The following is a 12,474-nucleotide window of genomic DNA, read 5'->3' on the forward strand; positions in this document are numbered from 1 at the left end:
CAGAAAGGCAACGACATGAGCGAGTCAGCTTTCGATCAGACCTTCCCGCTCGGGGAGCCTAACGACGCCTACGCGCAGTACTTTACCGGCCAGAGCTACAACGCCCTTCTGGCCGACGGGAGCGTCCCCGTCAGCAACATCACCTTCGAGCCCGGCTGCCGTAACAACTGGCACATCCACCACGGGACCGCCGGCGGCGGCGACCAGATTCTGCTGTGCACCGCGGGTTCGGGCTGGTATCAGGCCGACGGCGAGGAAGCCGTGAGCATGGAGCCGGGATCGGCGATCAGGGTCCCGGCCGGCACCAAGCATTGGCACGGCGCGAAGGCGGATTCGTGGTTCTCGCACGTCGCGTTCATCACGCCGGGCGAGGGCCTCAGAAACGAATGGCTCGAACCCGTCAGCGACGACGAGTACCCGACACGACAGCAGAACGGACAGAACGCATGACGATCCTGGAACAGACGTACACACTGAGCAACGGCGTCGAGATCCCCAAGCTTGGCCTCGGCACTTGGTTCATCGACGACGACAAGGCCGCCGAGTCCGTTCGCGCCGCGATCGAGATCGGCTACCGCGGCATCGACACCGCTCAGGCGTACGGCAATGAGCGCGGCGTCGGCGAAGGCGTCCGAACCTCTGGTGTGGCTCGGGACGAGCTGTTCGTCTCGACTAAGCTCGCCGCCGAGATCAAGGATTACGACGCCGCGGTCGCCGCCATCGACGAGTCTCTCGCGAAGCTCGACGTCGGGTACGTCGACCTCATGCTCATTCACGCGCCGCAGCCGTGGGACGACTTCCGCGGCGGCGACTATGCCGAGGGCAATCGCCAGGCGTGGAAAGCGCTGGAGGCGGCACACCACGCAGGCAAGATCCGCGCCATCGGCGTCTCGAACTTCCTGCAGGCGGACGTGGAGAACATCCTCAACGATGGCGCAGTCGCGCCGCACGCGAACCAGATCCTCGTCCACGCCGGAAACACCCCGAGCGAGTTGATCGACTACTGCCAGGAGAAGGGCATTCTGGTGCAGGCGTACTCGCCTATCGCTCACGGCGAGATCCTGGACAACGCAGAGGTCAAGGCGATCGCCGAAAAGTACGGCGTGTCCGTTCCGCAACTGTGCATCAGGTACACGCTCCAGCTCGACACCGTGTCACTGCCGAAGACCGCGAATCCTGAGCATATGAGATCAAATGCCCAGGTCGACTTCGAGATCTCCGAGGCGGACATGGACGCACTGCGGGACCTGAACGACCGGAACTACGGGGACTCCAGCGCGTTCCCCGTCTACAGCGGCAAATGACGAGACCGAGGACGCACTGACAGCGGCAAGCTCTTTCGGTTCCATTGTCGCCGAGCCGAGGGTTGCCAGCACCATTGGCCTAACACCCCTGGCTACTGTCATCGGCCGCGCCCAGCGTTCAGCCGGAGGAAGGCGTCCCGGCCCGTCGATCTCAACTACAGTAGCTCAGTGTTTCCGCTGGCAGGACGGACAAAAGTGGCTCGACCGGTTCATGAATGACTCCCGTCTGATCAAACTTCCGCAACGCCGGCAAGGCTGTCCTTCGCGTCCATAGACACTCAAGCTTCTGTCGAAGTACCCCGACTGCCCGTTGACGTTCACATACAGTTCGTCGAACGACGTTCCGCCCACTTCGACGGCTTCGGCCATCACCTCGCTCGCCGCGTCGAGCACCCCGCGCAGCCGCGGCATGGATGTCCGATTGGTCTTCTGCGCGCCATGCACTTGGGCACGCCACAACGACTCGTCCGCATAGATGTTCCCGATCCCGGACACGACAGTCTGGTCGAGGATCGCACGTTTGACCTCGGTCTCCTTGCGACGGAGCACCGCGACAACGCGATCAGGATCGTACGCGTCCTCGAACGGGTCGGGCGCGATGTGCGCCACCGACTCAGGTACGTCTCGCCCGCCGACGGACACGAGGTCGTCGACGTGCCAGCCGCCGAACGTACGCTGATCGACGAAACGCACCTCACGCCCGTCGTCGAGAGTGACACGGATCCGCAGATGCTTCTGGTGCGGCGCGTCCGGGTCACTGATCAGCAGTTGGCCGCTCATCCCGAGATGAACAACGACGGCGACCTCATCGGACGCGTCAGACCCGGTCAGCCACAGATACTTGCCGCGGCGTTCGACAGCGCCGAAACGTTTGCCGCGCAACCGGTTCTCCAAATCGGTCGCGCCACCGACATGCCGCCGGACAGCACGAGGGTGAAGCACCGAGACATCGGTGATCCGTCGACCCCTGACATGCGGCTCCAGGCCGGACCGGATCGTCTCGACCTCGGGAAGTTCGGGCACGCGAGCGCTAGTTACTTGCCGCCGCGGCATCGTCGGAGCTGCCGACGAAGTCCTGGGCATCGTTCAGCGCACGCCACGCGAGAGCAGCCGACTTCTGCTCAGCTTCCTTCTTGGTCCGCCCGGTCCCCTCGCCCAGTTCACGACCGGCGACGACGGCGACCGCGGTGAACTCCTTGTCATGGTCGGGCCCAGTGGACGTGACCTGATATTGCGGTTGCCCGGCACCCTTCTCGGCCGACAACTCTTGGAGCGAAGTCTTCCAGTCCAGACCGGCACCGAGTTCGCCTGCGCGGGCGATGATCGGCTCGAACAGATCCATGATGACCCGCTTGGCAGCGTCGATACCGTGATCGAGAAACAACGCACCGAACACCGACTCGAGGCCGTCCGCCAAAATGGATTCCTTGTTGCGGCCGCCAGTCAACTCTTCGCCGCGCCCGAGATAGATGTGCGCGCCGAGACCGCCTTCGCCGAGTTCACGGGCGACGCCAGCCAACGCGTGCATGTTGACGACACTCGCACGGATCTTTGCGAGTTCGCCCTCCGGACGGTCGGGGAATCCCAGGTACAGACGTTCGGTGACGACGACGCCGAGTACCGCGTCGCCCAGGAACTCGAGACGTTCGTTAGTGGGGAGCCCGCCGTTCTCGTACGCGTATGAGCGGTGCGTCAACGCCAGCGTCAAAAGTTCCGGATTGATCTCGGCGCCGAGCGCGTCGAGCAGGCCGGACGGGTCCGGACGCTTGCTCATGAGCGCGAGTCCGAGTCTGCGTCGTCCGGCGCCGGGTCGACGAGCTTGTCGGCGAGCTTCGCCCACCGCGGATCGATGATGTCGTGGCCGTGGTCGGGTTCGGCGTCGGCCAGCCGGACACCACATACGTGGCACAGTCCCGGGCAGTCCGGGCTGCACACCGGCGACAGCGGGAGCTCCGTGGCGATCGCGTCGATGATCGTCTGCTCAAGGTCGACTTCTTCGTCGACGATCCGCTCGACGTCCTCATCGTCGCTGGTCTTGTCGGTCTCGGAGTCGGGGTACGCGAACAGTTCGGTCAGGTACACCGAGACCGAATCGTCTAAGGCGTCGAGACAACGGCCACATTGACCGGCCGTCGACGCATCTACCGTTCCCGAGACCAGAACGCCCTCAGTGACGGACTCCAGCCGCAGATCCAGATGAACCTCGGAATCAGCTGGGATGCCGATCATCTCGGCTCCGATGCGGTCTGGCGTCACAACCGTGCGGGCAACCTCGACTAGAGAGCCGGCACGACGCGGCACGCTGCGGATATCGATGACGAAGGGCTTAACACTCACGATCAGAGATTTTACGCGAGTGCTCAAGCGAGGGTCAGCCCGCCATCGGCGCAGGGCTGCGGTCGTCGTCGTGAGCGACATCGACACTGTGCGGGTACTCGACGTAGTCGTGCATGCCCGCACCGGTACGCAACTGCTGGCGTCCGCGGTTCACCGAGCGCATAGTGCCGGTAAGGATGTCCTCGAAATCGGCGAGCTTGTCGTCGACGTAGACGTCGCATTCGCCGCGCAGGCGGTCCGACTCGGCGTGTGCCGCGTCGACGATCCGCTCGGCCTCGCTCTTCGCAGCGGCCACAACCTCGGAGTCGGAGACCAGACGCTGCTGTTCGGCGATGCCGTCGGCAACCGACTTGTGGTAGCTCGCATCGCCTGATTCGACGACGCGCGAAGCCTCGGAGCGAGCCCGACCGGTGACCGCCTCGAACTCACGGTTCGCACTGAGCTCGAGTCGCTGCGCTTCCTCGGCAGCGGAGTCGACAGTCTGCTGCGCATGGACGCCGGCGTCGCCGAGGATGCGTTCCGCCTTAGCCTCGGCTTCGGCCAGTAACCGATCCGACTCTGCCTTGGCGTGCGCCAGCATTGCCTGGGAGTCGTTCTCAGCTCCAGAGATCAGTTTGTCCGACGTCTCGCGGGCGTTGCTGACGAGCGTGTCGCGCTCGTCCAGGACGTCCTGGGCGTCGTCGAGCTCGGCGGGCAGCGCATCGCGCAGGTCGTCGAGCAGTTCAAGCACGTCACCACGAGGGATGAGGCAGCCTGCGGTCATCGGGACGGTGCGCGCCTCTTCGACGAGAGCAACGAGCTCGTCCAGCGCTTCGAATACGCGGTACACGGTAACTCCGATCCGGCACAGTGGCCTTGAAGCCTTGTTGGCCTTGACATCTTTGATGTCATTGTGCCGAATGTTGCGCCTGTGACTGGAGAGGTTAGGTCGGCGTGTCGGGATCCGACTCTCGCTCGACGCTGCGACCTCAGATTCGATGCACGCCGTCGAGCTTGTCGCGGAGGGCCGAGTGGATGTGCGGCGCGAGGTACGGTGCGACATCGCCGCCTAGCTTCGCGACCTCTTTAACCAGCGAACTCGACACATGGGCGAACTTCGGGTCGGTGAGCATGAACAGCGTCTCGGCGTCGGCGAGCTCACGATTCATCTGCGCCATCGGCGTCTCGTAGGCGAAGTCAGTCTCCGACCGCAGACCTTTGACGATGGTCGGCGCATCATCGTCGCGAAGCAGGTCGACGAGCAGGCCCGACCAACTCCGCACATCGACATTCGGCAGGTCGACACAGTCGCGGCGAATCAGATCGATCCGCTCATCGATGGAGAACATCCCCTGCTTGTTGGGATTGACCACCACCGCGACAACCACGCGGTCGAAGCGAGCGGCCGTGCGCTCTACGACGAACCGGTGGCCGAGGGTGAACGGGTCGTACGATCCGGGACACACCGCAGCACTCATGACGGCGAATCTACCCGTCGCACGAGTTGAACGGCCGAGTCGCCGTACTTCTTATCCACCACCGACTCCAACCCGTCGGGCAGGTCGACGGCCATACTCCGCGATCCACGCTCGACCACCACCCACGCGCCATCGGTCAACGCAGACAGCAATAGCGTCAGGACCGCGGCGACGTCGCCGGACGACAGATCGTAGGGCGGATCGATGAAGACCAGATCGAACGGTCCGGCCGCTGCGGCGAGAAATGACTCGACGGTCCGCTCCACTACCCGCGCGCGGCCACCGGCCCGGCAGATCGCAATATTGTCGCGCACCACTTTCGCCGCGCGGCGGTCCGCTTCGACGAGCACCGCCGACTCCGCCCCTCTAGATACGGCTTCGATGCCGAGCGCGCCGGTACCCGCGTACAGGTCGGCGACGCGCAGGCCGTCGAGGTCGGTGCGGGCACCGAGCATCGAGAAGACGGCCTCCCGCACACGGTCGGACGTGGGGCGGGTGGTCTCGGCCGGGACGCCGAGCCGACGCCCCCTGAACTCTCCGGCGATGATCCTGGTCATATCGGTGAACCATCCTATCCGGCAATCCCACCTGGGTTCCGCCGTATCCTCGTGACATGCGTACGCGCGTGAACGCTTGGACACCGGCCCCACCGACCGTCGCCGACGCCGACCCCGCCGCTCGGGCCGAACAGGCGGCCCGCGCACTTGCCGGGCGACGTACCGTCGTCCTCACCGGCGCGGGAGTCTCGACACCGTCCGGGATCCCCGACTACCGGAGCCCGGACGCGACGCTGCGGAACCCGATGACCATCGACCAATTCCTCTCGTCACCCGAATTCAGGCGCCACTATTGGGCACGCAATCACCTCGGATGGCGACACATGGATGCCGCGACACCGAACGCCGCCCACTACGCGATCACCGACATGCAACTCGTGGGCGCGGTGACTGGAGTCATCACCCAGAACGTCGACATGCTCCACCTGAAGGCAGGCTCGCGACCCGTCCTCGACCTGCACGGCTCGTACGGCCGGGCGATCTGCCTGGAGTGCGGCGCCCGAACGTCCCGGCATCGCCTCGCCGAACGCCTCGAGGACGCCAACCCGGGGTTTGCCGATCAGATGGGTGGTGACGGAGCGATCGAGGTTGCCCCCGACGCGGACGCCGTCCTGCACGACACCGCGGGGTTCGTCATGGTCGACTGCACCGAATGCGGCGGCACCCTGAAACCCGACATCGTCTACTTCGGCGAGACAGTGCCGCGAGCGGTGTCCGACCAGGCGTACCGAATGGTCGACGACGCGGACGCCATGATCGTCGCCGGATCGTCATTGACTGTGATGTCGGGACTCCGGTTCGTCCGCCGCGCGGCCGACGACGGCAAACCCATCGTCATCGTCAATCGAGGCGGCACCCGCGGGGACCGCTTCGCCACCACAAAGGTCGATCATCGGTGTGAGGTCATCCTCCCACTCATAGCCGACATTTCGGTCACCAGGGCATCCTCAAAACACAAAGATTTGACGTTACTGTGATTTATCACACATCGTATCGATGAACTGCACAAAGATCGGACATCCCGTCGGCGTGTCGGTTGCGCGGGTGACATCGACTTGGCGGCTCGTTAGCCTCGGTCAGGTCATGAACCCGCAAACAGAGAACACGTTCGACCTGAACGACCACCACGGAGTCGCCTATCGGCGGCCACGGGCGACCGATGGAATCAGGATGTGGGAAATTGCCCGCGACTCGCAGGTACTCGACGTCAATTCGAGTTACGCCTACGTCTTGTGGGGTGAAGATTTCTCCGACACCTCCATCGTCGCCGAAGTAGAGGAAAGGGTTGTAGGCTTCGTCACCGGATACCGCCGACCGCAGGCACCGGACGCACTCATGGTGTGGCAGGTCGCGGTCGACTCCGATCAACGCGGTAAGCGGATCGCCGGAACCATGTTGCGTGAGCTGTTCAAACGCAACACCGGGTCGGGTGTGACCGCGATCCACACGACGATCAGCCCCGACAATGAGGCGTCGCAAGCGCTCTTCGCCGGGGTCGCCCGCGAGCTCGGTTTGGAGTTCACCCGTCAACCGTTCCTCAAGGCCGAACTGTTCGGCGATTCACACGAGCCGGAAGACCTTTACCGGCTTTCGCCGGCGTCCGCTTAACGCGGCGCCGACAAAATGTAAGGACAACTCAAGATGACGACGCAGAAACGCGTAGAGGCAGAAGACACCTTCACCACGTACGAATCCCAGGTCCGCTCCTACTGCCGTAACTGGCCGGCGATGTTCGACACCGCGAAGGGCAGTTGGATCACCGACGTCGACGGTAATCGCTACCTTGACTTCTTCGCCGGCGCCGGTGCGCTCAACTACGGGCACAACAACCCGAAGTTCAAGGAAGCACTGATCGACTACATATCGCGCGACGGCATCACGCACGGTCTCGACATGAACACCGTGGCCAAGCGCGAATTCCTGGAGACTTTCGCGAACAAGATCCTGGTCCCGCGCGACCTGGACTACGTAGTCCAGTTCCCCGGCCCCACCGGCACCAACGCCGTCGAGTCCGCACTGAAGCTGGCGCGCAAGGTCACCGGCCGCGAGGCCATCGTGAACTTCACGAACGCATTCCACGGTATGACTCTCGGTTCGCTGTCGGTCACCGGTAACGCAATGAAGCGCGCGGGTGCAGGCATCCCCCTGGTCCACTCGACCCCGATGCCGTTCGACAACTACATGGGCGGCGCTCACGAGGACTTCAGCTGGTTCGAGCGCGTCTTGAACGACGAGGGCAGCGGTCTCAATCACCCCGCCGCCGTCATCGTCGAGACCGTTCAAGGCGAGGGCGGCGTCAATGTCGCTCGCGCCGAGTGGCTTCAGGGCCTGGCCGACCTGTGCAAGCGCCAGGACATGCTGCTGATCGTCGACGACGTGCAGATGGGCTGTGGCCGCACCGGCGACTTCTTCTCCTTCGAAGAGTCGGGCATCACCCCGGACATCGTCACGCTGTCGAAGTCGATTGGCGGCTACGGTCTCCCGATGGCACTGACTCTCTTCCGTCGTGAACTCGATGTTTGGGAGCCGGGCGAGCACAACGGCACATTCCGCGGCAACAACCCGTCGTTCGTTACCGCCAAGGCAGCCATCGACAACTACTGGTCCGACGGCGCCTTCGCCGAACAGACCAAGGAGAAGGGTCAGCGGATCGCCGACCGCTTCGAGGAGTTGTGCCAGCGAAACGAAGGCATTAAGCGTCGCGGCCGCGGCATGATCCAGGGCCTCGCGTTCGACGATCCTGAGAAGGCAGGCAAGGCCTGCGCCAAGGCATTCGACAGCGGTCTGCTGGCGGAGACCTCGGGACCGTCCGACGAGGTGATCAAGCTTCTGCCGCCTCTGACTCTCAGCGACGACGAGCTGAATCAGGGCATGGACATTCTGACCGCATCCGTCGAGGAGGTACTCCGATGATCGTTCGCACCACCCAAGAAATCACCGGCACCGACCGTGAGGTCGCAGACCCGCACGGCAACTGGGTCTCGAAGCGGATCGTGCTCGGCGGTGACCACGTCGGATTCTCGTTCCACGAGACCACCATCAAGGCGGGTTCGGTCAACGAGTTCCACTACGCCAACCACATCGAAGCCGTCTGGCTCGTGGAAGGCGAAGGTGAACTTCTCGACCGCGAGACAGGCATCACGTACCCCCTCGCCGAGGGAACCATGTACATGATGGACAAGTACGACCGGCACACGGTCACTGCGAAGACCCAGCTGCGCATGCTCTGCGTCTTCAACCCGCCCGTCGTCGGCACCGAGGTCCACGACGAGAACGGTGTCTACCCGCTCGTCGAGGTCCCGCCGCGCGAGGCAGCCGCCGACCCCGGTCGGCACCGCGCCTGAGCCAGCGGCAGCAAGACCTGAAACGACTTCGGCACTTTTTATCGGCGCACAGCCGATAGAAAGTGCCGAAGTCGTTTCACAGTCTCGTCTACACCGACTGCCCTACACCGGGACCAGATGGTCGGCGTGGATGATCGGCCGCTGGAGATCGGGCGGCAGGTCGTCTGTCGACTTGCCGATCATTCGGGCGACGTCGTCGGCGTCGTAGCCGACAACTCCCCGCCCCCGAGTCCGGCCCGCGAGATCGACGAGATCGACGACGTCGCCGGACGAGAAGTTGCCGACGGACTCGACGACCCCAGCCGAAAGCAGGGAACGTCGTCGTAGACAGACCGCGCTGACCGCGCCGTCGTCGAGGGTCAAGCGTCCGTGCGCCTGCGCGGCGTGCCGGACCCAGAACCGTCGGGCCGACAGCCGCTCCGGGCGCGCGGCGAACACTGTGCCGACGCTCGCGTCGCGCAGCGCCACGCCTGCGTCTGCTGCCGACGCCAACAGCACCGGAACACCAGAATCAGACGCGAGCCGCGCAGCAGCGAGTTTGGACGACATTCCGCCGGTGCCGAGGGCGCCACCAGACCCGGCGATCACGCCGTCGAGATCCTCGGGGCCGTCGACCTGTTCGATCAGCCGGGCGGGCTTCCCGTCTGGACCGGGTCGGCGCGGATCGCCGGTGTACAACCCGTCGACGTCCGACAGCAATAGCAGCGCGTCGGCACTCACGAGGTGTGCGACGAGCGCGGCCAGCCGATCGTTGTCGCCGAACCGGATCTCGTTGGTCGCGACCGTGTCGTTCTCGTTGACGACGGCCACCGCGTGCAGCGACCGTAGCCGGTCGAGCGTGCGTTGCGCGTTCGCGTGGTGCACGCGGTCGGAGAAGTCGTCTGCGGTCAACAACACCTGACCGACCACGCGGTCATACCGGGTGAAGGAGGTGCCCCACGCGTGCGCGAGCGCCAACTGACCGACACTGGCGGCAGCCTGCTTGGTCGCGAGGTCGCTCGGCCGTTTACGCAGGCCGAGCGGCGCGATCCCGGCGCCGATCGCGCCCGACGAGACCACGACCACATCGGAGCCCGCCCTCATGCGGTCTTCCAGCGCGTCTACCAGCCCGTCGAGCCTGTCCCGGTCGAGCCCGGTCTCCAGGTCGGTCACCGCGGACGAACCGATCTTGACAACGATGCTGCGCGCGGTCGCTATGACGTTGCGGAGTTCACTCATCGTCGTCGAGCGTGTCGTCGTCCCAACCGAGAGTCTCCTCCTGCTCCCCGTCTGGGCGCTGACGGCGCATCGAGCGGGCCACCTTGCGTTCGGCGGCGCCGACCCGATCGGGACGGTCGAGTCGTGCGTCGGTGCCTCGGCCCGTGAGCGGAACCTCGGCACCGGTCGGAGCCGTCGGCTCCCAATCGAAGGTCACGCCCGCGATCGTGACCGCTGCACCGGGCTTCGCGCCCTTCTTGACCAGAGCGGCCTCGACGCCGAGACGGTTGAGCCGGTCGGCGAGGTAGCCGACGGCTTCATCGTTGTCGAATTGTGTCTGCCGGATCCACCGCTCCGGGCGTTCGCCGCGCACCACGAATCCGCCTTCGATCGACGGATCCGCAACGACCGCGAACTCGCCGTGGTCGACGGCCTTCGGCCTGATCACCTGCCGGCGCGCCACCGGCTTGGCGTGCACGGCACGATACTCGCGCACCATCTCAGCGAGCGCGAAAGTCAATTCGGGTAGACCCTTGTGCGCGACCGCGGAGACCCGGAACACCGGCCAGCCGCGCTCGGCGATGTCTGCTTCCACGAGGTCCGCGAGTTCGTCGGCCTCAGGAATGTCGACCTTATTGAGGACGACGATCCGGGGACGGTTCGCGAGGTCGCCGAGGGAATGGTCGACATCGAGCGCAGGGCGGTACGCTGCGAGCTCGGCTTCCAACGCGTCGATGTCCGACACCGGGTCACGACCGGGATCGAGAGTCGCGCAGTCGACGACGTGCGCGAGGACAGCGCATCGTTCCAGATGGCGGAGGAACTCCAACCCGAGGCCACGTCCCTGCGAGGCACCCGGAATCAGACCGGGCACGTCGGCGACCGTAAACACGTCCGATCCTGCGGTGACCACACCGAGGTTCGGCGTCAGCGTGGTGAACGGGTAGTCGGCGATCTTCGGCTTCGCCGCCGACAGGACCGAGACGAGCGACGATTTGCCCGCCGACGGGAAGCCGACGAGACCGACGTCGGCCACAGACTTGAGTTCGAGGACGAGTTCACGTTCTTCGCCTGGCTCGCCGAGCAGCGCGAACCCGGGGGCACGCCGTGCCCGAGACGCGAGAGCCGCATTGCCGAGGCCGCCTCGCCCGCCCTGCGCCGCGACGAACTCGGTGCCTTCCCCAACCATGTCCGCAAGGATGTTTCCCTTGTCGTCGAGCACGACGGTGCCGTCGGGAACCGGGAGGACCAGTTCGGTGCCGCTGGAACCGCTGCGGTTGCCGCCTTCGCCTGTTCCCCCGTTCGTTCCGCGGGCGTGCGGGCGGAAGTGGAAGTCGAGCAACGTGTGCACCTGTGGGTCGACGATCAGGCGGACGTCGCCGCCGTCGCCGCCGTTGCCGCCGTCCGGTCCGCCGAGCGGCTTGAACTTCTCGCGGTGAACTGACGAGCAACCATGCCCGCCGTTACCGGCGACGACATCGATCTTGACGCGGTCGACGAAGCGCGACACGGCGTCTCCTTCCAATACGGTCTAAATACGAAGCAGGGCGGGTCGGGGTTCTCGATGACCCTGACCCGCCCTGCTGCAGAGCTGAGTTGTTACCAGTTCGACCGGGTCGTTCAGACCGAGGCCGGCTCCGGAACAATGTTCACAGTCTTGCGACCGCGCTTGCTGCCGAACTCCACCGCGCCCGATTCGAGAGCGAACAGCGTGTCGTCACCGCCGCGGCCGACGCCGACGCCCGGATGAAACTTGGTTCCGCGCTGGCGGACCAGGATCTCGCCGGCGCTGACGACCTGACCGCCGAAACGCTTGACGCCGAGTCGCTGAGCATTCGAGTCGCGCCCGTTACGCGAGCTGGATGCACCCTTCTTGTGTGCCATGGTTCATTCCTCCTGGGAATTGAGAAAAAGTGTGGGCTACTTGATGCCGGTGACCTTGAGAACCGTCAGGTTCTGTCGGTGCCCCTGGCGCTTGTGGTAGCCGGTCTTGTTCTTGAACTTGTGGATGCGGATCTTCGGGCCCTTCACGTGCTCGAGGATCTCCGCATCGACCGACTTGCCTGCAAGCTTGTCAGCATCGGTGGTGAGGTTCGCACCGTCGACGACCAGCGCCACCGGCAACGACACTGCGCTGCCCTGCTCGGCGTCGATCTTCTCGACCTTCACAATGTCGCCCTCGGCGACCTTGTACTGCTTACCGCCGGTCTTGACGATCGCGTACGTTGCCATTCCCGCTGTCCTCTTACTCGTCTCATAGGGCCGAATCCGCAGGCCA

General features: G+C 64.8%; 16 protein-coding genes. 6 read left to right on the plus strand and 10 right to left on the minus strand.

From position 1 onward, the window contains the following. The first annotated feature begins 15 nt into the window (after positions 1-15). Both MP11Mi_RS18165 and MP11Mi_RS18170 read left to right on the plus strand, forming a co-directional pair. A complete protein-coding gene (locus MP11Mi_RS18165; protein WP_420040264.1) occupies positions 16-450 on the plus strand; it encodes a cupin domain-containing protein in 435 nt (144 codons plus the stop codon). Continuing rightward, on the plus strand, positions 447-1,304 hold the full coding sequence (locus MP11Mi_RS18170) for an aldo/keto reductase (RefSeq protein WP_420040265.1): 858 nt from the start codon (positions 447-449) through the stop codon (positions 1,302-1,304). Before MP11Mi_RS18165 ends, MP11Mi_RS18170 begins: the two co-directional genes overlap by 4 nt. 165 nt (positions 1,305-1,469) lie before the next feature. On the opposite strand, the gene mutM is transcribed toward MP11Mi_RS18170, so the two are convergent. From mutM to rsmD, 6 genes are all read right to left on the minus strand, one after another. Next, positions 1,470-2,327, minus strand: a complete 858-nt coding sequence (gene mutM, locus MP11Mi_RS18175) for a bifunctional DNA-formamidopyrimidine glycosylase/DNA-(apurinic or apyrimidinic site) lyase (RefSeq protein ID WP_420040266.1) — start codon at positions 2,325-2,327, stop codon at positions 1,470-1,472. A gap of 7 nt (positions 2,328-2,334) precedes the next feature. Then, positions 2,335-3,078 (minus strand): ribonuclease III, encoded by a 744-nt coding sequence (gene rnc / locus MP11Mi_RS18180; RefSeq protein WP_420040267.1) that lies wholly within the window; start codon positions 3,076-3,078, stop codon positions 2,335-2,337. Beyond that, positions 3,075-3,641 (minus strand): YceD family protein, encoded by a 567-nt coding sequence (locus MP11Mi_RS18185; protein WP_420040268.1) that lies wholly within the window; start codon positions 3,639-3,641, stop codon positions 3,075-3,077. The genes rnc and MP11Mi_RS18185 overlap by 4 nt, the downstream gene beginning before the upstream one ends. A gap of 34 nt (positions 3,642-3,675) precedes the next feature. Continuing rightward, positions 3,676-4,470 carry a DivIVA domain-containing protein gene (locus MP11Mi_RS18190; RefSeq protein WP_420040269.1) on the minus strand — a complete coding sequence of 265 codons (795 nt, stop codon included), beginning with the start codon at positions 4,468-4,470 and terminating at the stop codon, positions 3,676-3,678. 139 nt (positions 4,471-4,609) lie between these two features. After that, positions 4,610-5,098: a pantetheine-phosphate adenylyltransferase gene (gene coaD, locus MP11Mi_RS18195; RefSeq protein WP_420040270.1), complete on the minus strand. Its 489-nt coding sequence runs from the start codon at positions 5,096-5,098 to the stop codon at positions 4,610-4,612. Continuing rightward, the gene (gene rsmD, locus MP11Mi_RS18200) at positions 5,095-5,655 is read right to left on the minus strand and encodes a 16S rRNA (guanine(966)-N(2))-methyltransferase RsmD (protein ID WP_420040271.1); all 561 of its coding nucleotides are present in this window, start codon (positions 5,653-5,655) and stop codon (positions 5,095-5,097) included. The genes coaD and rsmD overlap by 4 nt, the downstream gene beginning before the upstream one ends. 56 nt (positions 5,656-5,711) lie before the next feature. Here rsmD and MP11Mi_RS18205 point away from each other — a divergent pair, with 56 nt between their 5' ends. From MP11Mi_RS18205 to MP11Mi_RS18220, 4 genes are all read left to right on the plus strand, one after another. Beyond that, complete coding sequence (locus MP11Mi_RS18205) at positions 5,712-6,632, plus strand: Sir2 family NAD-dependent protein deacetylase (RefSeq protein WP_420040272.1); 921 nt, start codon at positions 5,712-5,714, stop codon at positions 6,630-6,632. A gap of 106 nt (positions 6,633-6,738) precedes the next feature. Further along, the gene (gene ectA / locus MP11Mi_RS18210; protein WP_420040273.1) at positions 6,739-7,263 is read left to right on the plus strand and encodes a diaminobutyrate acetyltransferase; all 525 of its coding nucleotides are present in this window, start codon (positions 6,739-6,741) and stop codon (positions 7,261-7,263) included. A gap of 33 nt (positions 7,264-7,296) precedes the next feature. Next, positions 7,297-8,568 (plus strand): diaminobutyrate--2-oxoglutarate transaminase, encoded by a 1,272-nt coding sequence (ectB, locus tag MP11Mi_RS18215; RefSeq protein ID WP_420040274.1) that lies wholly within the window; start codon positions 7,297-7,299, stop codon positions 8,566-8,568. After that, positions 8,565-8,999 carry an ectoine synthase gene (locus tag MP11Mi_RS18220; protein ID WP_420040275.1) on the plus strand — a complete coding sequence of 145 codons (435 nt, stop codon included), beginning with the start codon at positions 8,565-8,567 and terminating at the stop codon, positions 8,997-8,999. The genes ectB and MP11Mi_RS18220 overlap by 4 nt, the downstream gene beginning before the upstream one ends. 102 nt (positions 9,000-9,101) lie before the next feature. On the opposite strand, the gene proB is transcribed toward MP11Mi_RS18220, so the two are convergent. From proB to rplU, 4 genes are all read right to left on the minus strand, one after another. After that, a complete protein-coding gene (gene proB, locus MP11Mi_RS18225; RefSeq protein WP_420040276.1) occupies positions 9,102-10,217 on the minus strand; it encodes a glutamate 5-kinase in 1,116 nt (371 codons plus the stop codon). Continuing rightward, on the minus strand, positions 10,210-11,706 hold the full coding sequence (gene obgE / locus MP11Mi_RS18230) for a GTPase ObgE (protein WP_420040277.1): 1,497 nt from the start codon (positions 11,704-11,706) through the stop codon (positions 10,210-10,212). The genes proB and obgE overlap by 8 nt, the downstream gene beginning before the upstream one ends. Positions 11,707-11,816: 110 nt before the next feature. After that, the gene (gene rpmA / locus MP11Mi_RS18235) at positions 11,817-12,080 is read right to left on the minus strand and encodes a 50S ribosomal protein L27 (protein ID WP_236997488.1); all 264 of its coding nucleotides are present in this window, start codon (positions 12,078-12,080) and stop codon (positions 11,817-11,819) included. Positions 12,081-12,116: 36 nt separating this feature from the next. Further along, positions 12,117-12,428 (minus strand): 50S ribosomal protein L21, encoded by a 312-nt coding sequence (gene rplU / locus MP11Mi_RS18240; protein ID WP_236997489.1) that lies wholly within the window; start codon positions 12,426-12,428, stop codon positions 12,117-12,119. Positions 12,429-12,474 lie beyond the last annotated feature (46 nt).

This window comes from Gordonia abscondita (genome assembly GCF_032711245.1).
Taxonomy (GTDB): domain Bacteria; phylum Actinomycetota; class Actinomycetes; order Mycobacteriales; family Mycobacteriaceae; genus Gordonia.